Genomic DNA, 21,869 nt, shown 5'->3' with positions numbered 1-21,869 from the left:
ATCGGCTCGCCCCTGTCCGCCTGCATCGCATACACCGAACGTGCACCGAACGTAGCAGCTGCGTGACTCCCATCACTAGCGCTCAGGCGAGACGCTCGAAGGTGCCCCGGTGCCAGGCGGCGCTGATGCCCCTCACCGACAGACCTCTGGCGCCGGGTGCACTCCATCCGTTCCAGGGAGCTGGAGGCACCCGACATGGAAATCATCCTCGCAATCATGGTGATTGCGCTACTCCTCTTGGTCGGCGTCGCGACCGCGGCCGATCGCGCCGTACCCGCGCGTCACCACCGCGGCCCCACTGTCGCCGAGATCCGGGCGCGCCTCGAGCGCGAGAGCCCGCGCGCGGCCTTTACGGTAGGTGGGCGGTGGTGACGATGGGTTTGGCCAACGTCCCCGAGGACGCCGACGCGGTCACCGTGCGCGTGATGCTCTCGTGTACGAACCCTCAATGGGCGCAGAGTGATCCACACAAGGCGATGCAGGTGCACATCGAGTGCGAGGTCGGTGTGTGCGTCACAAAGACTGTCGCGCACCAGATGTTGCGCGAGCAGGGCAAGCTCGTGCCGGATTCGGGGCGGACCCGGTGACCCGACAACTTTCCGGCATCGGCATCGGCTTGGTATGCCTCGACCGCGCGGCAACAGCAGATGTGGAGCCCGACCTGGCCGCTTTGGCCGAGGTGCACGGGTGCTTCGTCAAGGCCGTCGTCCGGTGGCGGCGCGACGATCCCAGCTGGATATTCACCGCGCTGGAGCAGGTCCACATCCATTCCGCATCCGCGGTTTTCGCGCTGCACGGTGACGACCTCGGCGACTACGCGCGTGCCCTGACCGGCGTCGCCGACATCATCGTCGGCGGCCCTGGTGACGTCCGCACATACGCCTACGAGGGTTATGAGGGCTATGTGCCGCGGCCTGGCCTGATCGAGGTCGCGGAGCGTTCGGACTCGGGGCGGCCCCGGTGAGCCGCGTCGCGCTCGGGCTGATCCACTGCGACTACAGCGACGACCCCCGCGCCGACACGCTGGCCATCGCCGCCTACGTCGAACAACGCGGTTGGCGTTTCCCCCGCCGTCGTCCAAGGTGGCCGCATGTGTCGGTGCTGCTCGTCCTACCCGGCGACAGCGCCTACAGCGAGTTCCTGATGGCCCACACCCATTCCGAGGCCACCGCGCTCATCGTGCCCACTCTGGCGCACGTGACCGGTATCGAGGCGATCACTCGCTCACGAACGGATGTCTATTCCCTCGACGGCCACAATCTGCCGCGCCGCCCGTACCGCGAACTTCTCGGACTCGACAGCTGATCACTCACACCCACAGTCGAGGCAGCGTGCTCTCGGCCCGATACCTCCTGCCCTGATCCGGGGCGAGCGGAAGAAATGAACAACAACTAGATACGAGGAAATACCGTGTTACACAAGTTAATTCGCGTCTTCCTGATTGTCGCCGCGACGTTCGCGGCCCTCATGCTCACGGCTGGTCCGGCCGGTGCCGTCTCGCCTCAGGATTGCGAAGGTGCCGGGGGTTGGGTCGACTTCACCCTCGATCCGATAGATCCGAGCAAGGCGGTCTGCATCTGCCGGGATGATCCGATCTACGGCGGCTTGCAGGTATTCGGGCCGCACGTCGCCACCGTTGCCGGTGCTCCGGTCGCGATTACCTGCGTCGGCCTCGAGGTCGGGGCCTAGGCTCACGTCATGACCGAGCGCAGCGAACACTTCGAATGCCGGGTAACGATCGACGGGGCATCACCATCGCTGGTGCCGCTGCTCCGGGCTGCGGCGCGCATCGCCGCCGAGCATGGCCGTAACGTCGTCTCGGACGCCGACGTGTTCGCTGCGCTCCTCGAGCGCGACGAGTATCCGCCGATCTGGTGGCCGCGCGTCGGCAAGCCGCGGCTCACGCGCGACATGCACCGCATGGGCGTCGTCCGCGACGCACACGGCGAGATGCTGACACCCGAACTGCAAGGCGACACCGCCGCATTGTCGTATCCGGAGCTCCGCGACCACGTCACCGAATGGGTACCCGGACCGACACCGCCGGGCGTCGGACCTTCGGCACCGGCCGCGGTGTCCTATGAGATCAGCGGGCCGATGGCCGACGAGTTCACGGCGATGATCGAGCGTCGGCAATCCGGTCCGTCTGCATGACATTTCGTGCCATCCGGCCGGTCTTCTATTAACGGCGCTCGCTCGCCCCGCGATCGTGAAACGACATCAACTCAGCAAGGGGTTTCTCTGTGTCTTCTCCCGATGAACAGATGGCGCGCCGTCGCCAAACCAATCAGCGGATCCTGATCGGTTTTGCCGCGGTCGTCGCGGTGCTTGTGCTCGCGACCGTGATCGGCATGGTCGCGGGCGGTGGTGAGGATGTGCCGGAATATACGTCCAGCCGCGAACGCGACGTGATCACGGCCGTTGTCGATTTCGACGACAGCGGCGATCTGCGCAAGGTGTTCGACGACGTCGTCTCTAGCAACGAGAATCTCGCGGACGGAGGCTATTTCGTCGAGATCCACTGTTCAACGAACGGCTCGGACTCGGTCGACAACCGTCTTGCTCGCGGCCGGTTCGCCATCGGCCAGCTCGGAAAGCTGCAAGTCGGTCTCGATCCGGGGACCAGCGAGTTCGAGGTCTGGGACGGCATTCAGTGTCCGAAGTGATTTAGCCCCGACACGACGAAATCGCCCCCGACCGGATAGTCCGGTCGGGGGCGATTCTCGCGGTCTGGTGTGTGGTTCAGGTGATGCGGACGAAGGTGCCTGTACCGGTTTTGATGGTGAGCCAGCCGGAGACGTTGGCTTTTGCTTCCACGGTGATGGCATCGCCAGCGTTGACTGCGGTCGTGATGGTCACGGTGGCGGTGGTGGTGCCGCCGAACGGGTCGATGGACTGGGGTGTTCCTGTCGCTACTGGTGTGGCGTTGACGAGCAGGCGCAGTGTGCAGTCGACGTAGGAGGTGTTGCCGTTGTATACCAGCGCGTCGAATCGGATCGCGGCGGCGGCGTTCGATCCTTGGACCACCAGGCCGTGTCCGCTCAGGCTCGACCCTGGATAGCCCACCGTGTCGGCGGTCCAGCTCTCGACTGGGTAGAAGCTGGTGCCGAGGGTGCCCCAGTCGCCGTTCTTGGTCATCCGGGAGGGAAGGAACGGGATTCGGCCGCCGCCGGTGAAGGTCATCACGGGCGGGTCACCGCCTCGATATCGGCGATGAGGTATTGCCCGGGTGTGCCGCCGACGCCGGTCACGTGCACGGTGAGGACGTCCCCGGCGTCGAGGTCCCACGGGCCGGTGGCGGTCGCGTTCGCGCCGCCCGCGGTTTGGTCGGCGACCGCGATCGACAGATTGCTGCCGCCGAGTTGGGCACCGTTGCGGCGCAACTCGACCGCGAGCGAGCCGGACCCGTCGGCCGTGTTGCCGCGGTAGGTGACCTCGCTGATGCGGATGTTGCGGCGCAGTTTCACGCCCTGGGGGACGACGTTGCCGGGTCCGGTGGCGCGGGTGCCGGTCTGGGCGACGAACGCGAAGTCGTAGACCTGGTCGGCGGCGGTCGGCGTGCGCGGGTCTGACAGGCGTGGGTCGTCGCCCTCGCACGCGGTGTCGGCGCTGTTGCCGTAGACCACCGACAGTGTTCGGTCGGTGGTCAGGTTGCCGCCGCCGGTCAGGCCGGTGCCCGCGCTGATCTGGCGCGAGGTGCCGACCGCGCCGATGGCGGTCCGGACCGCGGGCGCGTCGACCGCGGTGAGCACGGACCGGCCGATGGTCGACGAGTCGCTGATATCGACGGCGACGTGCGTGTGCGCGGCGGGCGGGAACGTCGCGGGCTTGCCGGTGATGCCCGCCCAGTCGGTCGTACCGGCCGGGCCGCGGATGACGATGCCCTGCCCGTCGGGTGTCCAGCTGGTCGTGTCGGCGTCGTAGAGGTAGAGCAGCCCGTCGGCGGCGACGACGTACTGTGCGCCGTCACCTTGGGGCGGCGGCGCGGGCAATGCGGCGTAGGTGTCGGCGATGCCGTCGATCTGGAGCCCTTCGCCGCGCTCGCCGCGCACGATCGCGTTACCGGGCGAGCTCGGCACCGGCGAGACGAGCGTGAGGTCGACCAGGCCGACCGACCCGGTATCGGGAGCCTGCGGGTCCGGGCCCGGAACGTACTCGGGCACGGTGAAACTGAACGGCGCGATCGGCACCGCCTCGCCGTCGTAGGTGAGGGTGAACTCGACCCGCCACGTCCAGTCGGCGGGGTTGGTGTCCGCGCTCGGTGAGACGAGCCGGATGCCGCGGGCACCGCGCCAGGTGAGATAGCCGAACTCGTCGAGCTGGCACTCGTAGTGCTTGGGCAGCTGCACATACGTCGCCGGGTCAGGCTGTCCGGTCGCGACGAGCACCTTGGGCACTTCGGCGGTGAAGGTCACCGTGCCGGTCAGCGGCGGGAACTCGGGCAGATCGCCGACGTCGGGGCCGTCGGCGACATTGGCGAGGAACCGGCCGACGACCTTCCCGTACTTCAGGGGCGCGAGCTCGGCCATGGTCAGATCTCCTCTTTCAGCATCTCGGGGATCGGCGGCACGTCCGGCACGGTCTCGCCGAGGCGGTGCGCGACCGAGATCCGCGTGATGTGGGCGAGCAGCTCGCGGATGTAGCGCACCGCGGCGCGCAGCAGTCCTTCGGTGCGGGCGAGTTCCTGCTCGAGGCGTTCGACGCGCTGCTGTAGCTCGGCGTATCGCTGCGCGATCTCGTCGGTCTTGCGGGCTTGGCGGGCATTGAGAAACCCGAACACCGCGGTGAGCACGGCGACGATGGCACCGCCGATCGCGGCGATGTGTTCCGGGGTCACAGCTCCCCCTCGTCTCGCCGCGCGCTGGTGCGCCCATACTCGGCGGCAGACCGGTGGCGCTTCGTCAGTCGGTCGACCGCTCGAGCGGCGCTCGCGGGCGACGCGGTGGACACGTTGAACGACACCGTGGCCCGCGCGGCCTCGGTGGCGCGGGCGTTCGGGGTGACGGCGGGCCGGATGAGGATCCCGGCGAGGATCGGCGCGCCCAGCACGTACAGCTGGGTGATGGTGTCGACCCACGTAGTGTCGATCTGGCGATTGACGGCCACGGCGACGACCGCGCTGATGCCGACGAGGATCGAGCGCACGACCGCGGGCTCGAGGGTGAGCAGTCGTTTCACCGCTGGGCCCCCTTCTGGTCGGCCAGCAGCTCGAGGATGGCCTCGGTGTTGCGGCGGGCGAGGGTGGCCTCACGGTAGGTGGCGAGCACGTAGCCGATGAGGCTGGAGCGGCGGGCCCGGTTCGGCGAGTCCGGTGCTTGGTCGGGGTCGTCGCGGCCGTCGAGCAGGTCGATCGGGTTGACGTAGCCGTCCCACACGGTTTCGTTCCAGATGTCGGCCAAACCCGCACGGGTCCAGAGGTTTCCGTCCTTGACGTTGTAGAACACCTTCTGGAAGACCTGCCGCACGGGGTGCGGGCGGCCGATCTGGTGATGGATGTCGGCGAGCTGGCGCTCGATATCGGGCATGGTGCCTCCTGGTGTCGGCCCGGTGCGGGGGTGGTCGATGAGGGCCTGCACGTCGGCCCGGAATACGCGCATGTCGATACCGGCGGGGTCGATCTTCCCCTCGCTGCTGTATTCGCGATGCGCGACGCAGTCGGCGGCGCTGCGACCGAGGCGGCGCAGGATGGCCGCGCAGCCGCGCCGGTAGGCGTCGAGTTGCGCTGGGGTCCAGTCGGTTCCGTCGCCGCGCGAGACGGCCTCAATGCCGATGACGTGATAGTTGGCGTTGTTGGTCGGCCAGCCGGGCCACGAGCCGCGGCCCGCGTGCCAGCAGACACCGACGGCGATCACGCGATAGGTGCCGTCGCGCTCGAGCACGAGCTGCGCGAGCGGGCCGGGAAGATCTGGCCGGCCGTTTTGGACGATGCGCCAGTCGTTCGCCCCGCCGCCGGCGGTGTGGTGGCAGAGCACGCCGCGCACGTCGAGGAAGTCGCCGCGCCCGCGCTGACGCCAGCCGTCGTGTTCGATGACGCGCAGGCCCTCGGCACGCAGCACGTCGGCCAGCCAGACGGGGTCACCGGTCCAGCTCACGATGTCGCCTCCTCGATTTTGGCGCGCAGCCGCCCGACCAGGCCCGCGTATGCTTCGGATTTGGTGGCGGCCTTGAAGGCCAGGCCGCGGGGATGGCTTGCGCCCCATTGGCCGTCGTTGAGCCGCTCGACTTTGATGTCGGCGATGTCGTAGAACTGCTCGGGGTCGAGGACCGGCCAGTCGCCGTGCTCGTCGGGGGTGATGTGCAGGCCGGTGTCGAACGCGCCCGGCGGGCCGGACGGCGTCGGTACCCATCGCACCTGTTCGAGTTCGGGGTGCCAGCGGTAGCCGCGCTCGTAGAGGTACCCGGCGACCCGCACGGCCTGTTTCATGCTGGTGACGGTCGGCGCGGACAGCAGACGCCCTGCCGGATTGCGCCATTCGGGCAAATGGATGACCGCGAGTTCCTCGGCGAAGGCGCGCACCTGCGGCGGAATCTCGGGCACCTCTCCGATATCGGGGAGGTGGCCGTGCTTGACCTGGTGAACGAATCGCGCGAACTTCTCGGTGTAGGGCGTGCCGCCCTCGCCGGGGTCGATGTAGTCCGCAGCCGCAAACCGACGTTCGTCGACGATCTCGGGTTCGGGGGTGTCGGTCATGTGCGTACCGCCTGTGCGTAAACGATGAGCTGGGCATTGGACGTCGTCACTGAGTAGTTGCCGGTGCCGACGACGCGGCGGGCGACCACGTAGAGGGTGGTGGTGGTATTCGCTGGCACGACACCGAATGTCGAGGCGGGCGAAGCGGCGAAGCTGTACCGCGGTCCGATCAGGACACGGTGGTTGTTGGCCGAGGCGACGCCCGCGCCGAAGGCGATGAGGTCGCCGGTTTCGGGGTCGCCGAGGCGGACCTCGATGTCGACGCGGGTGTCGCCGACCGACTGGACGTGCGCCAGGGCGACGACACCGCCCTCGACGATCGGCCGCCACTGATGCGGTTGCGACGGAATCGTCATGGTGGCAACGACTTTGGTCGGTGTGTTCAGGCCGCTACCGCCCGAGAACTGGCTGCCCGCGATGGCCCAGGGGCCGCCGAGTCTCGGGTTGGGGACGGGCCGGAACTTTCCGAGGCCGGTGCCCCAGGCGAGTACGTAGTCCTGGGCGAGGCGGTGGTCGGTGTCGATGAGGACGTCGGCGGCGTCCTGGATTCGGCCCGGGTCGCCGGGGTCGCCGACCTCGCCGGTCTCGCCGCGCGGGAACGTGATTTCGAGGTGCTGGGTCGGTGGTGTGCCGGTGAGCGCGGCCGCCGCGCTGGCACCGGTCGGGCCCGCGACCGCGCTGCCAGTGAGCGCGGTCGGTGCGCCCTGGTGGCCGTCGGCTCCGAAGCTGTCGGCGAAGGGGATGAAGTCCAGGCCGGTCCAGTAGTAGATGGTGTTCTCTGCCACCACGCGCCATGCCTTGCGGGCGTCACTGGTGCCGAGTCCGAGTGCCTCGAGGGCGGCGACGTCGGCGATATCGCCTTGCCACTCCCAGGGCCAGGCGGGCGCGCCCTCTCCTCCGGCGGGGCCGGGTGCGCCCTCGCGGATCTCGATGAGCATTTCGCGGTCGGCGAGCTGTGCCGGGTTGACGGTGAACGGCAGCCCGACCGTGTCGGAGACCGGGCGGATGGTGACCTCGATATCGGCGTCGAACACTTCGGTCATGGCGCGCTCACCGGGACGGCCCAGCACACCAGGTGCGAGCGGGCTTGCGAATAGGTGTAGTTGCCGCTGCCGACCGTGCGCGACAGCACGACGTGCAGGGTCGCCGCGGCACCGGCCGCGACCACGCCGACCGACGAGGCCGGGGTCATGGACGCGGTCGCGTAGAACGGCACGATGTGATTGAGGAAATCGACGCCCCACGGCAGGCCGGTGCCGTATCCGACGTACTGGCCGCTGGTGGATCCGAGGCGCACCTCGGCGTCGACGCGGTTGGCGGCGGTCTCGGCGACGGTGCGGACCATGACACCGCCGGTCACGAACGGCCGCCAGTCGACATCCTGGGCGGGAACATTCAAGGTGGCGATCGGCAGGGTCGTAGCCGAGATGTTCGATTGCGAGGCGGCGAATCCCGCGCCGCCGTCCCACGCCTGGTGTTCCTCCAGCGCCCACGGTCCACGCCAGGCGGGCAGCGGCCGCGGTACCCATTTCCCGGCGGCGGTGTCCCACAGCGGGACCATGTCTTGGGTGTGGGTGCCGTCGAGGTAGTCCGGTGCCGAGCGGATCGGGCCGGGTGGTCCGGGGTCGCCCTTGCGGCCAGCCACGCCGCGCGGGATGGTCAGGTCGAGCACGAGATTCGGCGGGGTGCCCGAGAGGGTGACCTCGAGCAGGGAGCCGACCGGCCCCGTGGTGACGGTGCCGATAGTCAGCGTGTGAGTTTCGCCGTCGGGGCCCGCGCCACCGAACGCGTCGACGAAGTTCTCGAAACCCGTTCCGTCCCAATAGACCAGGGAGTTGTCGGACTTCACGCGCCATGCCTTCCCGGCGTGCGCCAGGCGCAGCCGCGGGGCGAGCGCGTTCAGCGCGGCGCGGTCGGCGATGTCGCCCTCCCAACGGAACGCGGCCGCGGCCGGACCGGCGGGCCCGGCCGGGCCGGGGTCGCCGGTGGGCAGCTCGAGCGATCCGTCGGCGGGGGTGGCGTGAAAGGACTGCACCACACCGGGCGCGCCGATGCCCTCGTCGATACCGCGGATGAGCGCGGCGTCGACGTAGTCGCCGATACTCGACATGCGTTTTCTCCCTTCAGGAATAGACCGGCCGCGCGACCACGGTCAGCGAGGCGCGGGTCTGCTGAAATCCGATCTCGATCGAGGAATTCGCGTCGTTGCCGCGTCGCTCGACGCACACGACCAACGTGGCGGCCTGCCCGGCGGGTACGGTCGCGGTCATCGACGAGGGCGACAGCGTTTTCGGGGAGTCGTCATCGCCGTAGAGCGGCCCATACGACGAATTCAGGTATCCGGTTGCGCCCCACCGTGACCGGAATCCGGCGACGACGAGGCCGTTGGCGGTGCCGAGGCGTACTGAGATCTGGCTGTAGACCTGGACGCTGTTGGGGTGGCGGATCGCGAGCAGCCCGTAGCAGATCGGCCGCCACGCGAACGGCAGCGCGGGCACGGTGAAGGTGCCCGCGATCAACAGATCGGCCGCCACATCGCCACTGGAGGCGTTGAAATCGGACTGGTGCCACGACCACGGCCCGTACCCGTCCGGCACGGGCTGCGCCCGGAACTTCCGGCCCGCCGGGGTGAAGGCGAACATGGCGCGGTTGCTGACGCCGACCGACGCGTCGTAGTCCGGCGAGTCGACGATCGCGCCCGAGGTGCCCACGGGGCCGGTCGGACCCGCGAATCCGGCGGGAACGGTCGCGGTGATCTGCTGCGCGCCGACGCCGGTGATCTCGAGACCGGCTGCGGTGTAGGTCTCGTCGTGGTGGGTGTCGACCACGGTCAGCGACGGCGTATCCGCGATCGGGCCCTGTGGCCCGACGGCTGCCGGGGAGTGTTTCCACTCGTTGCCGGTCCAGACGTCCATGCCGTTGGTGTCGAGGCGATGCCACCATTTGCCGCGGTCATCGGGGCCGAGGCCGCCGGGCCGCGCGGCCGCGTCGGCGATCTCGCCCATCTTCTGAAACGTGCTGCGCGGCTTACCCTTCGGCCCGGTCGGGCCAGACGGTCCGGACGGCAGCGGCAGCGGCGCGACCGTCGGCGAGACGGTGACCGCAGCCTCGAGCATCGGCGTACCGTCGAGGTCCTCGCTGCGCTCCACGGTCAAGTTCGCGGGAATCGTAATGTCGGGCAACAGTATTCACCCCCGGGGTTAGAAGATGATGAGGTCGAGGTCCGCGCCGACATCGGAGAACAGATCGGTCAAGGCCCCGGTGATGGAGCCCATGCGCCCCCAGGCTTTGACGAGGGTGTCTTCTTCGTCGCTGCCGTCGCCGATCACCAGCTCGAGGCGCGCGGCGACGTCGCGGGTGTCGACGAAGGTCACTTCGGTGACGAAGTCGGTGAACAGCTTGTCGCCGAGCTCGAATCCGATCTGGTCGCCGAGCTCGTAGTCCTTGCCGAACCGGTACGGCGCGCCATACGGGTCGATGCTGACCTTTTTCGAGGTGTAGCCGCGGGTCTTGTGCAGGCCGTCGACACCGGCGACCACGCCCGCGAGCGTGAAGGCCTTGTCCGAGCCGGTGACTCGCATCTCGCGGAACGCGTACGGGCCCGCGCGCCGGATCCGCTCGGCGTTCGAGTAGACCATCCACGCGAGGAACACGTCGTCGAGCTGGCCTTGATAGAGGCTGTCCAGGCCCGGCACGCCGATCAGCAGGCCGAGCCAGGCGAGCGCGTTTTTGATCGCGATCTCGATGCCCGCGTTGACCCACCCGGGGCTCTTGCCGCCGACGATCACATCGGTAGCGGTGGGCTTGTGCAGCGCGACCTCGGCGGGACCGATGCCGGAGTATTCGCCTTCGCGGTACCACACCCAGGGGAAGTTGCGCACGGTGCCGAGCGGGCCGGGCTGCCCGTAGACCGCCTCGTACTCGGTCGTCGAATTGAGATTCGGGTACCGCACCGGCGTCGTGCCATCGTCGAGGAAATCCTCGACGAACGAGATCAGGCCGTCGATCAGCGTGCCGGTCGGGCCGGTGACACCGGATTTGTCTTTCAGCTCCAGCACGACCGTCGGCAGGCTCAGCCAGTAGTAGTCCGGCGCGGGCTGCTCGTCCTCGCCCGGGATGAAGAATCTGGCCTCGAGTTGGACGTCGGCGGCGGTGAGCATCGGCACGAGTAGCTGGTCGGCCTGGTGGAAACGCGCCGAGCCTGCCGACCATTTGGTGGTGTCGCGCCAGCCGTCGACCGGTACGACCGCGATCGGGAACAGCACGTTGCCCGCGCCCATGCCGTCGGGTGCGTTGGCCCAGCCACCGGCAGGCCCCCAGTTCGCGGCCTGGCGGCGAATCAGGTTGGTCATGAGGTACTCGCACGCGATAGTGCGGGTGGGCCCGAACAGGATGTGGTGGCGCGGGAACTGCGCCAGGATCGGCGCGAACGGCGAGGCCCAACAGCAGATCGTGGCGACATGGTTCCAGCAGTGGATGGCCTCGATATCGACGGTCTCGACGCCGTTCTCGTCGCGCACGATGGATGCCTTGGTGACATAGCCGTCCCACCGGTAGTGCTCGCCGACGTTCACCGTGATCGGGATCGTCGCGTCTTCGCCGTCCTCGTTGTTGAACAGGTGGTCGAAGTGCGTCATATCGCGCGGGCACACCATGCGCAGCCCGCCCGCGGTATTGACCTTGTCGCTGAACTCCAGCGACAGATACGAGTGTTCCTCGCCCTCCTCGCGCATGAACTTGTCCCAGAACCGCACCAACACACCAGGATTGGCGACCTCGGCCGCCTCGGCGCGCTCGAGCGCGTCCATGCGGCGGGTCTCGGCGACCGGATCCCACACTGGCGCGGACATCAGAACGGCCTCGACGATCGCGGGGTCACGGCCGCGGTGATGGCGGCCGCGGTGGTCGCGCCGTCGGAGCAGCGCACGACGATATCGGTCGACGACCACGGCGGCAGCGACGCGAGCCAGCGCCGACCAGCCAACTGCCCCCACACGTTGCGGCCACCGGGCGCGGTGTCGGAGTAGACGCGAGCGGTGCGCCGCCGCGGGTGGGTGTCGATCCGCAGGGTCTCGCCGTCACCGATGAGCGGGGTCTGCACGACCCGCAGCCCGTCGGTGTCGACCGGATCCTGAATCCACCAGCGGCCGGGCCCGTTCATCGTGTAGCGCGGCCAGGCGGGCTGATCGGCTGCATTGCGCAGCCGCAACACGCCCTCGTTGAGGCCGAGGCCGTTGACCCACGCGCTGACCTCGTCGAAATGCTGGGCAAGCGGATCCATCGCCACGGCCGAAACCCGGTATGCCTCATGCAGGTTCGCGGCCGGGTCGATACCGGTGAGCGGCTCGGGGTCGCCGTCGAGCTGGACGCGATAGAACCGCCAGCCCTGATAACGCGTGAATACACCCAGCACGCCGGGGATGTCGGTCGACCAGTCCCGCCACCACGCGTCGTGCACCGCGAAAAAGTCGCGCGGCGAGTCGAATTGCATGGGCAGGGTGTCGCCGCCGATATGCACGATGAAGTCGAGTTCGCGTTGGTGGCGTACCGAGCGCAGGAACGTCGCGCCGTCCTGGCGTGCGCCCGCCGAGGTCAGCAGCGACACCGGCGGGAACATGTGCCCGCTCATGCCCTCGCCGAGCGCCACGCCCTCGCGGCCCGCGCCGATTCCGGCCAGATGCCACGGCCGACGCGTGCCACACCCCCAGTACACGATCTTGGTGGTGTCGATCTCCAACAGTGGATTCACCGGGTGAAACCTCCCGTGCGCTGCTGCGCGAGCGTCCGGCGTCGCAGGACGCGCTCGGCGGCGCGGGCAGCGCCCTCGGGCGACATGCCGTTGTTGGTGATGTTGATCGTGTCGCCGCCGAGACGGCCGCCGACCCCGCCCATACCGGCCACACCGGCGAGGGTGCCGAGCATCTCCTTCCAGTTGTCCTGAAAGAACCCCTGCACGTCACCGGTGGTGCGCTCCCACAACTTGCCCGCTTGCCCCGCGAGGTTCGCGCCCGCCTGCTCCGGACTCGACGCCATCCACCACGGCGCGGGCCCGTTGAACAGCTCCCCAGTTCCAGGTGCGCCTTGCAAGGGGTGCGCGCCCTGCTCCTGGGGCTCGGTGGTCGCGGCCGGGGCGGTGGTGTCGGTTGGCGCGTTGTAGACCGCGTCGACGCCATCGCCGCCCACGGTCGTCGACGGCGACGCGCTCGCGCCGGTGCCGAAGTTGTTCGGCCAGTTGTCGACCCACACCGGCACCGCGTCACCAGCCGGACGGGTACCCGACCCGCCGGTGGTGCTGCCGGACGTACCGCCACCACCGCCACCGCCGGTGCTGCCGCCGCCGGAGGTGCCGCCGCCCCCGCCGGGACTGAGCGAGGGGAACGAGTCCGTGCCGGAATCCGCCTCGGGCGAGGGCGGCGCGGTCGGTGCCGACGCCATCGCCCAATGGACATGGTCGGCGTGCTCGCCCATGGTGCCCGGACCATAGAACGACAGACCGTTGCCGACGTTCTGACCGTTCTTGATATTGCGCGAAAACCCGTTCGCGTGAATGAGTTCCAGCGAGCCGGGATAGTTCGCGGCGATCCATTCCGCCATCGCGACCATGTTGGGTCCAGCGATGTCGATGGCCTTGCGACCCATGTGATGGTCGAAACCGGACCCGACGTCCGCGAAGCGAGTCGCCGAGGTGAGAACCGCATCCGGGAACGCGGACCTTACCGCGTCCCACATCCCGCGCTGCACACCGGAGATGTCGCCCTCGTTGACCCGCACAATGCCGCCCGCGGCCAACCCCGGCAGCATCGCGCGCAGCAACGCCACCGGCGGCACCCACCCAGCATTCAGCGCGGCCACCAACGCGTCACCACCGGCGTCCATCGCGGTCTTCCGCACGACCCCCTCGCCAGCGGACACGAACGCGGTCGGTAGCCCATCGGCCCCGAGGGCCAGGATCGAATCCGACGTGCCGGTGCCGGGGCCGAAGATGCGACCGGCGCGGTCGACACCGGCGACACCGCCTGCGGCCAGCAACGGCAGGTCCGGGGTGTCGATCGAGAACGAAATGTCCTTGTTGATCACCGGGATCGTGAAGTCGAAACCGAGAGAGAACGAATTCCATTTGCCGATCAGCCAGTTGATCGCGGACCGGTAGCCGCTGATGATGAAGTCGAACAGGCCCTTACCGGCGTCGGCCAGCCGCCCCGGCAGACCCGTCACCCAGTCGACCAGATCACCGAACTTGCCGACGATGGTGTCTTTCACCTCACCGGCCTTGTCACCCAAACCACCGAGCCAATCCCGGAGATCGGTGATCTTGTCGCCGATCCACTCGACCGCGGTCGTGAACGCGGACTTCACCGCGTCGAGCACACCGGTCACGATATTGCGGAACGTCTCCGACTTGTTCCACGCCAGCACGAGCCCCGCGACCAACGCCGCGATACCAACCACGATCAACCCGATCGGGTTCGCGGTCATCGCCGCGTTCCACAACCACTGCACCGCGGTCCACGCCTTCGTCGCGCCCGCCGCGATCGTCTGCGCGGCAGACCACGCGGTGGTAGCGACCTTGACCACGCCGATAGCGGTCGCGACGGTACCCAGCACACCAGCGAACACGATCGCGAGCGTCTTGTTTTCCTCCACCCACCCGGCGGCGGTGGTCAGGCCGTCGAGCAATCCGCCCTGGAGAGACCGCGTGAGCCGTTTCAGCGCGGTGTCGGTGTTGTCGTTGAGTGTCTGTCCTGTCTCGTCGGCGGTGCCTTCGAACCCGGTCATGGCCGCGCCCGCATTCGACATCGCGGCCAAGAATTCGTCCAGCTCGACCTTGTTCAGATCTTCGAGGGGGCCACCGATCAGCGCGGCTGCGGCGCTGGCGCGTTCGGCGTCGTCCTCGACCGCCTGAATTCCAGCGACCATCTCGGAGAACGCGGTGCGGGCGCTGTCGCCGCCAGCGAGCAGACGGTTCTGGATGTTGGCCGCGCCGAGCCCGATCGCGTCGAGTGCCTCGACTGCACCCTTGTCGCCGATGTCGGTGGCGCGGATGCCGAGTTCTTTCATGGAGTCGCCGATTTTGTCCATGGCGACTTTGCCCTTGTCGCTGGCGTTGACCAGCAAGCCGAACGATTCCTGTCCGTCGAATCCGATGGACTTGAAGAATGTCCCGTATTCGTTGATCAGTTCCGGGATCTCGCCGCGCATGGCAAACGACGTCCGCTGCGTGGCGGCGGCGAGCAGGTCGAACGCTTCCGTGCTGTCCTTGGCGAGGCCCTGGTTGACCAGCTGCGAGGTGGCCTGCACGACCTCGGACACGTCGGTGCCGAGGATCCGGCTCAGGTTCAGCGCTCGTTCGGTGACCTTGTCGATGCCGACCTCGCCCTCGAATCCGAGGGTGTCGAACGCGGACTGCACCGCGCCGACTGCTTGGGTGACGTCGTCGAAACTCTCGCCGAGTCCCTGCTGGTACAGCTCGCCAGCGATGCGGCCGTATTCGGCGGCTTCGTTCTCGCTTGCTCCGAGCTGGGCGGCGAGTAGGTCGACGGAGGATTCCCGCGAGATCGCTTCGCCAACGGTCGCCATGGCTCCACCGGCGGTCGCGGTCGCGGCGGCGAATCCTGCCATCTGTTTGGCGGCCGGGCCGAGACGATTGCCCAGGTTGGACACCGCACGAGAGAAATGTCCTTCGGAGTCGGTGGCGTCGTCGGTGGCGTTGGCGAGGTCAGCGCGCGCATTCGACAGTGATTGGACTGCGCTGCGGGTGTTCTGCGCTGCGCGTTGCGCGCCGCGTTGGGCGGTGGCGAGTGCTTCCTCGGCGCGGGCGAGCTGGCTGGCGCTGGCGTTGCCCTTGCGCCGCAACTCCTCGAGCTTGGCCTCGGCCACTCTCACTTTGCCCGCGGCGTCGGCCTCTTTGTCACGGGCGGCGGCGAGCGCGCCCGATGCGCGTTCGACCGCGCCGCGTGCTTGCTCGAGGCCGGAGGCGACCGCGCGCCCGGCGGCCTGGCCCGCGCTGCGCCCCGCGGCGGTCAGCGGCCCGGTCAGTTGGCGGTCCAGGCTGCTGCCGAGACCTTGCAGCGAGGGGATGAGTTGCAGCGCGGCGTAGGCGGCGACGGGTTCACTCATGCTGGCCTCCCTGCTGCGCTCTCTGAGCGGCTTCTCGTTCGCGCTTGGCTCGGATCCGGCGCTGCCGCAGCGCCGCACGCCGCGGTGTTTCCCGCCCGGCGGGGGCGGTCTGGGGTTTCGGTCGCGCGGGGTGGGGGCGTCCGGCGAGGATGCCCGCGATGTCGGACAGCAGATAGTCGGCGTCGGTCCAGCGGGGGCGGCCGCCGTTGCCGAGCATGACCAGCCGGGCCGTCGGCGGCAGCTGTTGGATACGGACCCAGATCTCGCGCAGCGTCAGCAGCGGGACGCCCCGCTCGTCGCGACGCCAGCGATCGGTGTAGCGGATGCGATGATGCTGCGACAGATCCGCCTCGAGGGCGTCCTCATGGTCGCGGATGATGCGCAGCAACTCGGCTAGTTTCCCGCCGTACCGAGGCCCATCTCCTCGGCGAGCAGTTCGGCGAACTCGTCGAAATCCCGCTTGCGCGGGAACCGCGAGAGGAAGATCGCCCACTGCTTCGGTCCGAGGATCTGCTCGATAGCGTCGACATGGCGGCGGTGGGTCGCGGCCTGGACCGCGGTCGTCGGCCAGTCATCCGAGCTGGCAGGGACTTCGAACTCGCTTCCGCGGAAGTCGATGACGATGGTCTCGATACCTTCGGCCTCACGCTGCGCGGCGCTCTTGCGCGGTGCCCGGTAGTCCTGCGGGACCGGCGCACCGGCCGGACGCGGACGGCGGCGGCGATGGTTGCTCATGTGCGGATTTCCTTTCTGTCGGTGCGGATTTCACGGAGGGTGCTGGCGGCGCGGTGGAAACCCGCACGGAAAACCCGCGCACGCCAGCGTCTATCAGGTCGGGATACCGGCCTGGACGTCGAACACGTCGCCGGAGCCATCGGCGAAGAGGTTCACGTTGACCTCCCACTTAGTCGGGTCGGACTCGTTGCGGGCGTTGGCGGGCACCCACAGGCGGGCGCGCATCGTGGCGATGAGCCGTTCGCGGTCGCCGAGATCGGAGTCGGTCTCGAACGCGATCCACCGGTAGACCGGCTTGGGCATGGGCAGCTTGGCGGCGGTCGAGCCGGGCCACACCAACTGTCGGATGACGGGGTTGTCCTCGAGCGGGGAGAATTTGCGCATCAGCTCGTAGTTCTTGGAGCCGATCTTGATCAGGCCGATATTCCAGCCGTAGTGCTTGGTTTCGTCGTTGGATCGGTCTTCGGTGAGGCCGTCGTCGCCGTTGAGGATTCCGGCCTCTTCCCACCCGGTCGCGAATGCGGTGTCGATATCGGCGGGGATGGCGGGGCGGGTCGCTTCGGAGGACAGCCATACGTGGGCGTCCTGCCAGATCTTGACGTTGTTCGGATCGAGGGCCATCGGGCCACCTCCTGAAATCGTGAAGGATCCAGCCCGAATCAGGCTGGGAGAGTGCGGGCTTGGGTGCGAACGGTGAAGCTCGCGAGGATGCCGCCGGTCTTGGAGTCGCGCGCCTCGAGCAACGTCGACGGGTCGGTGATGGTGGCGACGCCGGGGATGCGGTGCGCCATCACGACACCCAGTGCCGCGCCCGCGACGGCGAGCGATCGGTCGCGGCCGTTGGCCCACACCGTGATCCGAATCAGGGGCCGGGTCAGGACCGGCCACACGGTCGGGCCGGAGTCGTCGAACACGACCACGGCCGGAGCCGACGAGGTCGTCCAGTTGGCGGGCAACACCATGCCGACGGTCGGTGCGGGTGCGGCGACGAGCGGCGGCAGCACGGCGGCGAGATGGGTCTTGATCGCCTTCGCCGGATCCGCCGGTACCCGGTGGAGTGTCACGGCTTGGCCCGCACCTCGAGGCCGACGGCGGCGGCCGCGCGGGTGAGCTTGCCGTCGATGGCCTGCTGCTCGGCGGGCACCATGACCGCGGCCGCTTGACGGTCGGTGGTGTACTCCTCGACGAACGCGTCGTCACCGGCGGCCGCCGCGACCTTGCGGGCGGCGTCGTTGACCATCGGCCCGAATTCCGTTTTCAGCAGCTTGCCGAGGTTGGCGGTGTGCAAGCGAACTCTGTTGGTAGCCAACGAATTACCCCTCTCCCGCGCTGCACAGCGCGAGTGTGCCGGTGCGGCCGGGACTGGTCGGGCGGCGCGGTGTCCACTGCTGCACTTCGATCTGGTAGCGGCGGCCGTCGACGGTGAGCTCGTCGGTATTGGTGAGGTCGACGGCGGGCCGGAAGTAGACCGACTGCGAGACCGTGTGCCCGTTGCGGCCGCGGTCGAGGTAGGCCGGGGACGCGCCGGGCGCGACGGCCAGGGCGACGAGCTCGGTGTCGGTCGTCGGGATCGGGTTGCCGTCGTCGTCGTAGCCGCCGCCGCGGTGCCGGATCACGGTGTGGCTCATGACGTTCCGGCTTGCTGCGGGTGGTCGCCGAAGTGCCAGCGCGGCGCGGGTCCGACGGTGATGCCGAGCATCTGCGCGTGCGCGGGGGTGAATATCAGCGTGCCCGCCGGGGTGACCAGCGTCCCGGACTGCGACCACGGGCCCATGGTGTCGGTGTAGCTGACATGCCCGGTGAATTCGGGCGGGGGCGCGAGCGCGGCCCGCACGACCTCGACCACGGCCCGCATCCCCATCGGGTCGTCGTAGTCGAGGTTCGGGCGGCGGTCCGGGTGGGTGATCCACCCGTACGCGGCGTCGATGAGCAGCTGCGCGTCGGCCTCCTGGTCGGGGGTGAGTTCGCGCCAGCCCCGGGCGATTTCGACCGGGGTCACCTTCGTCATGACGGTCTCAGCTCAGCGCGGCGATGAGCTCGGTCTTGCTCATCGCCTCGGCGTCGGCCTCGGCCATCCCCCGCACGACGGCGAAAGCAATCCAAGCGTCTTTCGGCGCGGCCTGCTTCGGCCGCTCCACCTCGCCCACGGGTGCGGCCGCCGCCGGGGTGGCCTCGCCCTGCTGCTCGCCGACGCCGCCGGTGTCGGGTTCAATGACAGCGACCGGGCCGTCGACGATCGAGTCGACCGGCGCGGGCCGGATCGCGCCCGCGCGCAGCAGGCGGTCGACCTCGCTGTCGGACAGGCCGGTCACGAGCGCGCCGCGGCGGTGCTTGATCACGTCCTTCGGCGCACCGTTGTCGTAGCGGGTGAGGACCTGATCGAACCGCGACGCGGTCAGGACGTAGTCGGTCACGGCGTCACCAGCCCGGTCAACCACAGGCCCGCCTTCGGCTGGTCGAGGCCGAGAGCGCGCTTGTAGGACGCATCCGAGCGCCAGGACTCGCGCGGGCCGCCGTTGGGGCCGCCGCCCTCGGCGTAAAGCGCAGTGAACTGGAGCGGGCGGGTATCGGAGTAGAAACCGATCGTGCCGCGCTCGCAGATGAACGCGCGGTCGGCGGGGAAGGTCCGCGACTTGATCACGTTCAGGCCCATGATCGTTCCCGGGATCGCGCCGGTGTAGGCGATGGACTCATTAGCCACGTTGCCCTGATAGACCTTGAGGATCTGCTCGTTGTCCATCAGCGTGGCGAGCAGGCCGGGGTGCACGACGAGGGTGTCGGGCTCGAATCCGTAGTACTCGTCGCTGGTGGCATCGGCCGGGGCGGCGGTGGTGATTTCCTCGATGGCCTTGGCGAGGTCGGTGCGCGGCTTACCGGCGGGGTCGTCCCAGGCGGCCGACACGGCCATGGTCGGCACGGCGGCCGACTGGAGCAGCGCCTTCGCGCCGCGGTCGTTGGCGCGGATGAAGGTGTTGCGCAACCCGGTCATCTGCTTGTTGACCGCGTCGATCTTGTTCTCGTCGATCATCTCCTTGGAGACGCGCACGCCGAGCGCCTTCTTGACGGCGAACGCCGTCCGGGGCAAACCGAGCTGCCCGGACGACACCGGGATCTCGCCGAACTCGGCGACGTCGGCGACGTCGTCGTCGAGGAACGTCGGGTCACCTTCGCGGTAGGCGACGACACCGGCGTCGTTGCGGCCGCCGTTGCGCAGCAGCGCCTCGGAAATGAACTGGTTTTCGATCAGCTCCTTCATCTTGGTCGGGATGAACAGCGGGTTCTTGACCAGGTCGGACACGGTCAGCCGCGACCCGTCGCTGACGCTCACAATCGAAGTGGGCATGAGGGTTTCTCCTGTCTGGTGGGTGGCGGTCAGGCGATCCGCATGAGGCCGCGCGCGTTGGTGGCGACCACGACACCGGCGGGTTCGGTGCAGACGCCGACGATCGTGCGGGCGTCCGGGGTCGCGCCCGCCGGGGCGACGGTGCCGTTGGCGGTGGCGACGAGCTTGTCGCCGAACGCGGCGTCGGCGGAGTAGGTGACCTTGCACTCGTCGCCCGCATAGGCGACCGCGACCGAGGTCGGGATCGGCACCGCCGACACGATCGGGCGGCCGAGAACGTCGGTGCCGTTCGCGGCCGGGAAGTCCTCGGGCGCAACGGCGTCGGTCAGCGCGACGCCGACCACGCGCACGCTGGCCGCGGCCGCGACGCCGATGCGGCCGCCCGCGCGCGCCTCGACGAGCTGGCCGCCGAGGATCACCTCGTTGTCGGCGGGGGTGAAGGTCTTCGGGCCACCCTGGGTGACCTGCGCGATTGCGCCCATATCAGATGCTCCAGTTCTTGTAAACGGCGTCGCTGCGGACATCGGCGACCTCGGCGACCTCGGTGGCGTGCCCGAGCTCGGACACCGGCACGGCGGTATTGGCGGCCATCGACGACAGCAGCGCCTTGCCGTGCTCGAGATCGGTGTCGAGGGTCTTGCGCCACGCCTCGCGGTTCGCCGGGGTGATCCGGCCCTCGCGGACCGCGGTGGAGAGCGTGACCTCGATGTCGTCGGCGCGCTGGCGGGCCAGGAACGCGGCGAACCGCTGCGAGTCGGCCTCGAGGGCGGCCAGGCGGCCGGAGTCGATCGCGACGGCACCGGCGGGCAGTCGCCCGGCGGCGACCTGTTCGGCGGCCGCGGCCTGCTCGGCGGCCGCCGTGGTGGCGTCCTCGGCGGCGGTGGTGACGAGTTCCTGAATGGCGGCGATGATGGCGTCGAGGTCGGCGTCGTCGGCCAGGCCGAGAGCCGTGCGCAGCGCCGCGAGCTGTTCGTTGGTGATTTCCACGCCCGAACCTCCTTGGGTGGTGGTGGTGTCCCCGCTCGCGGGCGCGGCGGGGGTGGCCGCCGCGGCCGGACGGCCGGGGCGGGACTCGGCACGGCTCGCGTACCGCAGAACGGTGGAGGCCGCGACGGTCGCGGCCGGATCGGTGGCGGCGGCCGGGGCGGCCGGGGCGGCGTCGGCGGGGGCCGCGTCGTCGTAGCGCACGACCACCGGCACCGCAGCACCGAAGGTGACGCCGTCGGTGCCGTCCCCGGCGGGGTCGACCACGACCGGGACGCGCTGGCGGGTGCCGGTGTCGTCGTCGAGCACGATCAGCTGCAACGGGTCGAGGTGGAACTCCTCGATCCACTGCGACCAGGGCGCGGAGTCGTAGAACTTGCGGCGCACGTCCTCGGTGGTGACACCGGCGGCGACCTGTCGCGGCGACGGGCTGGGCATGAGCTGTCCTCTCATCTGGACTGTGACGGGGGTGCCGCCGGTGTGCGGCGCGGACGCGGCGACGCCGTAGAGCGCGGCGACGTCCTGCAATGAGGCGAGGGTGCCGATGGCGGGCTCGCTGATACCGAGCAGCGCGAGCCCGGTCAGCACGAACGGATGCACGTGGCCGAGCGCGCACCGGTAATCCCATTCGCCTTCGATCGAGCGCTGTGGATACGCCGACGCGATCACGGTGTGCCCGTTGGCATCCGGGGTCGCCAGCCATCCGGGCATCCCAACGAGGTCGCCGACCAGGGCGCGGCCGTCGACGACGGCGAGGTTGTCGACCCAGCCGACCGCGGGTTCGCCGTCGAACCGAGGGTCGGTGTGGCCGAGCTTGATCCGCGGCCGGTGCACGGCCGGGCAGTCCATCGCCGCGACCGCGAACGCCAGATCATCGGCGGTGAAGGTGTGCCGTCCCGTGCTCGCATCCCAGGTGCCGATGTGCATCAGCTCGACCTGCGCCACATGCGACAGCGGCGGCGCGGCGGGCACCGGCAGCGGCGCGGTCAAAACAGCGCC

The 21,869-nt window shown here is 69.1% G+C and carries 30 protein-coding genes; 7 read left to right on the top strand and 23 right to left on the bottom strand.

Annotated elements, in window-relative coordinates:
- Positions 1–195: 195 nt before the first annotated feature.
- From QJS31_RS35570 to QJS31_RS35540, 7 genes are all read left to right on the top strand, one after another.
- A complete protein-coding gene (locus QJS31_RS35570; protein WP_306358871.1) occupies positions 196–372 on the top strand; it encodes a hypothetical protein in 177 nt (58 codons plus the stop codon).
- On the top strand, positions 369–587 hold the full coding sequence (locus QJS31_RS35565; protein ID WP_306358870.1) for a hypothetical protein: 219 nt from the start codon (positions 369–371) through the stop codon (positions 585–587). Before QJS31_RS35570 ends, QJS31_RS35565 begins: the two co-directional genes overlap by 4 nt.
- Positions 584–964, top strand: a complete 381-nt coding sequence (locus QJS31_RS35560; RefSeq protein WP_306358869.1) for a hypothetical protein — start codon at positions 584–586, stop codon at positions 962–964. The genes QJS31_RS35565 and QJS31_RS35560 overlap by 4 nt, the downstream gene beginning before the upstream one ends.
- Entirely contained in the window at positions 961–1,305 is a 345-nt protein-coding gene (locus QJS31_RS35555; protein WP_306358868.1) for a hypothetical protein, read from the top strand. Before QJS31_RS35560 ends, QJS31_RS35555 begins: the two co-directional genes overlap by 4 nt.
- A 105-nt stretch (positions 1,306–1,410) precedes the next feature.
- Positions 1,411–1,689, top strand: coding sequence for a hypothetical protein (locus QJS31_RS35550; RefSeq protein ID WP_306358867.1), 279 nt, complete (start codon positions 1,411–1,413; stop codon positions 1,687–1,689).
- Positions 1,690–1,698: 9 nt separating this feature from the next.
- The gene (locus tag QJS31_RS35545) at positions 1,699–2,154 is read left to right on the top strand and encodes a hypothetical protein (RefSeq protein WP_306358866.1); all 456 of its coding nucleotides are present in this window, start codon (positions 1,699–1,701) and stop codon (positions 2,152–2,154) included.
- Positions 2,155–2,243: 89 nt separating this feature from the next.
- Entirely contained in the window at positions 2,244–2,666 is a 423-nt protein-coding gene (locus tag QJS31_RS35540; RefSeq protein WP_306358865.1) for a hypothetical protein, read from the top strand.
- Between the two features lie 76 nt (positions 2,667–2,742).
- Here QJS31_RS35540 and QJS31_RS35535 read toward each other — a convergent pair whose 3' ends face one another.
- From QJS31_RS35535 to QJS31_RS35425, 23 genes are all read right to left on the bottom strand, one after another.
- Positions 2,743–3,183 (bottom strand): hypothetical protein, encoded by a 441-nt coding sequence (locus QJS31_RS35535; RefSeq protein ID WP_306358864.1) that lies wholly within the window; start codon positions 3,181–3,183, stop codon positions 2,743–2,745.
- A complete protein-coding gene (locus QJS31_RS35530) occupies positions 3,183–4,529 on the bottom strand; it encodes a hypothetical protein (RefSeq protein ID WP_306358863.1) in 1,347 nt (448 codons plus the stop codon). The genes QJS31_RS35535 and QJS31_RS35530 overlap by 1 nt, the downstream gene beginning before the upstream one ends.
- Before the next feature lie 2 nt (positions 4,530–4,531).
- Positions 4,532–4,837: a hypothetical protein gene (locus QJS31_RS35525; RefSeq protein WP_306358862.1), complete on the bottom strand. Its 306-nt coding sequence runs from the start codon at positions 4,835–4,837 to the stop codon at positions 4,532–4,534.
- Positions 4,834–5,178 (bottom strand): hypothetical protein, encoded by a 345-nt coding sequence (locus tag QJS31_RS35520; RefSeq protein ID WP_306358861.1) that lies wholly within the window; start codon positions 5,176–5,178, stop codon positions 4,834–4,836. The genes QJS31_RS35525 and QJS31_RS35520 overlap by 4 nt, the downstream gene beginning before the upstream one ends.
- A complete protein-coding gene (locus QJS31_RS35515; RefSeq protein WP_306358860.1) occupies positions 5,175–6,056 on the bottom strand; it encodes an N-acetylmuramoyl-L-alanine amidase in 882 nt (293 codons plus the stop codon). Before QJS31_RS35515 ends, QJS31_RS35520 begins: the two co-directional genes overlap by 4 nt.
- A gap of 32 nt (positions 6,057–6,088) precedes the next feature.
- Positions 6,089–6,691 (bottom strand): hypothetical protein, encoded by a 603-nt coding sequence (locus QJS31_RS35510; RefSeq protein WP_306358859.1) that lies wholly within the window; start codon positions 6,689–6,691, stop codon positions 6,089–6,091.
- Positions 6,688–7,734 carry a hypothetical protein gene (locus QJS31_RS35505; protein WP_306358858.1) on the bottom strand — a complete coding sequence of 349 codons (1,047 nt, stop codon included), beginning with the start codon at positions 7,732–7,734 and terminating at the stop codon, positions 6,688–6,690. The genes QJS31_RS35510 and QJS31_RS35505 overlap by 4 nt, the downstream gene beginning before the upstream one ends.
- Entirely contained in the window at positions 7,731–8,801 is a 1,071-nt protein-coding gene (locus tag QJS31_RS35500; protein WP_306358857.1) for a hypothetical protein, read from the bottom strand. The genes QJS31_RS35505 and QJS31_RS35500 overlap by 4 nt, the downstream gene beginning before the upstream one ends.
- Positions 8,802–8,814: 13 nt before the next feature.
- Positions 8,815–9,846 (bottom strand): hypothetical protein, encoded by a 1,032-nt coding sequence (locus tag QJS31_RS35495; protein WP_306358856.1) that lies wholly within the window; start codon positions 9,844–9,846, stop codon positions 8,815–8,817.
- 45 nt (positions 9,847–9,891) lie between these two features.
- Positions 9,892–11,541: a phage tail protein gene (locus QJS31_RS35490; protein WP_306358855.1), complete on the bottom strand. Its 1,650-nt coding sequence runs from the start codon at positions 11,539–11,541 to the stop codon at positions 9,892–9,894.
- Positions 11,541–12,440, bottom strand: coding sequence for a phage tail protein (locus QJS31_RS35485; protein ID WP_306358854.1), 900 nt, complete (start codon positions 12,438–12,440; stop codon positions 11,541–11,543). The genes QJS31_RS35490 and QJS31_RS35485 overlap by 1 nt, the downstream gene beginning before the upstream one ends.
- Positions 12,437–15,808 carry a hypothetical protein gene (locus QJS31_RS35480; RefSeq protein ID WP_306358853.1) on the bottom strand — a complete coding sequence of 1,124 codons (3,372 nt, stop codon included), beginning with the start codon at positions 15,806–15,808 and terminating at the stop codon, positions 12,437–12,439. The genes QJS31_RS35485 and QJS31_RS35480 overlap by 4 nt, the downstream gene beginning before the upstream one ends.
- On the bottom strand, positions 15,801–16,196 hold the full coding sequence (locus QJS31_RS35475; protein ID WP_306358852.1) for a hypothetical protein: 396 nt from the start codon (positions 16,194–16,196) through the stop codon (positions 15,801–15,803). Before QJS31_RS35475 ends, QJS31_RS35480 begins: the two co-directional genes overlap by 8 nt.
- 5 nt (positions 16,197–16,201) lie before the next feature.
- A complete protein-coding gene (locus QJS31_RS35470; protein ID WP_306358851.1) occupies positions 16,202–16,543 on the bottom strand; it encodes a hypothetical protein in 342 nt (113 codons plus the stop codon).
- A gap of 93 nt (positions 16,544–16,636) precedes the next feature.
- A complete protein-coding gene (locus QJS31_RS35465; RefSeq protein WP_306358850.1) occupies positions 16,637–17,164 on the bottom strand; it encodes a hypothetical protein in 528 nt (175 codons plus the stop codon).
- Positions 17,165–17,202: 38 nt separating this feature from the next.
- Positions 17,203–17,607 (bottom strand): hypothetical protein, encoded by a 405-nt coding sequence (locus tag QJS31_RS35460; protein WP_306358849.1) that lies wholly within the window; start codon positions 17,605–17,607, stop codon positions 17,203–17,205.
- A complete protein-coding gene (locus QJS31_RS35455; RefSeq protein WP_306358848.1) occupies positions 17,604–17,852 on the bottom strand; it encodes a hypothetical protein in 249 nt (82 codons plus the stop codon). The genes QJS31_RS35460 and QJS31_RS35455 overlap by 4 nt, the downstream gene beginning before the upstream one ends.
- A gap of 4 nt (positions 17,853–17,856) precedes the next feature.
- On the bottom strand, positions 17,857–18,171 hold the full coding sequence (locus QJS31_RS35450) for a hypothetical protein (protein ID WP_306358847.1): 315 nt from the start codon (positions 18,169–18,171) through the stop codon (positions 17,857–17,859).
- Positions 18,168–18,551 (bottom strand): hypothetical protein, encoded by a 384-nt coding sequence (locus QJS31_RS35445; RefSeq protein ID WP_306358846.1) that lies wholly within the window; start codon positions 18,549–18,551, stop codon positions 18,168–18,170. Before QJS31_RS35445 ends, QJS31_RS35450 begins: the two co-directional genes overlap by 4 nt.
- Positions 18,552–18,558: 7 nt before the next feature.
- A complete protein-coding gene (locus QJS31_RS35440) occupies positions 18,559–18,957 on the bottom strand; it encodes a lipase chaperone (RefSeq protein ID WP_306358845.1) in 399 nt (132 codons plus the stop codon).
- Complete coding sequence (locus QJS31_RS35435) at positions 18,954–19,871, bottom strand: hypothetical protein (RefSeq protein WP_306358844.1); 918 nt, start codon at positions 19,869–19,871, stop codon at positions 18,954–18,956. The genes QJS31_RS35440 and QJS31_RS35435 overlap by 4 nt, the downstream gene beginning before the upstream one ends.
- Before the next feature lie 44 nt (positions 19,872–19,915).
- Entirely contained in the window at positions 19,916–20,368 is a 453-nt protein-coding gene (locus QJS31_RS35430; protein WP_306358843.1) for a hypothetical protein, read from the bottom strand.
- A gap of 1 nt (position 20,369) precedes the next feature.
- On the bottom strand, positions 20,370–21,869 hold a 1,500-nt coding region (locus tag QJS31_RS35425), incomplete at its 5' end, for a phage protease (protein WP_306358842.1).

This window comes from Nocardia sp. CC213A (genome assembly GCF_030766805.1).
Classification (GTDB): Bacteria; Actinomycetota; Actinomycetes; order Mycobacteriales; family Mycobacteriaceae; genus Nocardia; species Nocardia otitidiscaviarum.
Note: the sequence above shows the minus strand (reverse complement) of the source record. Positions and strands in the feature narration are given on the sequence as shown.

Coding starts and splice junctions, on each gene's coding strand:
- QJS31_RS35570 (WP_306358871.1), top strand. CDS start 196: ATGGAAATCATCCTCGCAATCATGGTGATTGCGCTACTCCTCTTGGTC.
- QJS31_RS35545 (WP_306358866.1), top strand. CDS start 1,699: ATGACCGAGCGCAGCGAACACTTCGAATGCCGGGTAACGATCGACGGG.
- QJS31_RS35535 (WP_306358864.1), bottom strand. CDS start 3,183: ATGACCTTCACCGGCGGCGGCCGAATCCCGTTCCTTCCCTCCCGGATG.
- QJS31_RS35530 (WP_306358863.1), bottom strand. CDS start 4,529: ATGGCCGAGCTCGCGCCCCTGAAGTACGGGAAGGTCGTCGGCCGGTTC.
- QJS31_RS35510 (WP_306358859.1), bottom strand. CDS start 6,691: ATGACCGACACCCCCGAACCCGAGATCGTCGACGAACGTCGGTTTGCG.
- QJS31_RS35505 (WP_306358858.1), bottom strand. CDS start 7,734: ATGACCGAAGTGTTCGACGCCGATATCGAGGTCACCATCCGCCCGGTC.
- QJS31_RS35500 (WP_306358857.1), bottom strand. CDS start 8,801: ATGTCGAGTATCGGCGACTACGTCGACGCCGCGCTCATCCGCGGTATC.
- QJS31_RS35490 (WP_306358855.1), bottom strand. CDS start 11,541: ATGTCCGCGCCAGTGTGGGATCCGGTCGCCGAGACCCGCCGCATGGAC.
- QJS31_RS35480 (WP_306358853.1), bottom strand. CDS start 15,808: ATGAGTGAACCCGTCGCCGCCTACGCCGCGCTGCAACTCATCCCCTCG.
- QJS31_RS35470 (WP_306358851.1), bottom strand. CDS start 16,543: ATGAGCAACCATCGCCGCCGCCGTCCGCGTCCGGCCGGTGCGCCGGTC.
- QJS31_RS35465 (WP_306358850.1), bottom strand. CDS start 17,164: ATGGCCCTCGATCCGAACAACGTCAAGATCTGGCAGGACGCCCACGTA.
- QJS31_RS35450 (WP_306358847.1), bottom strand. CDS start 18,171: ATGAGCCACACCGTGATCCGGCACCGCGGCGGCGGCTACGACGACGAC.
- QJS31_RS35445 (WP_306358846.1), bottom strand. CDS start 18,551: ATGACGAAGGTGACCCCGGTCGAAATCGCCCGGGGCTGGCGCGAACTC.
- QJS31_RS35430 (WP_306358843.1), bottom strand. CDS start 20,368: ATGGGCGCAATCGCGCAGGTCACCCAGGGTGGCCCGAAGACCTTCACC.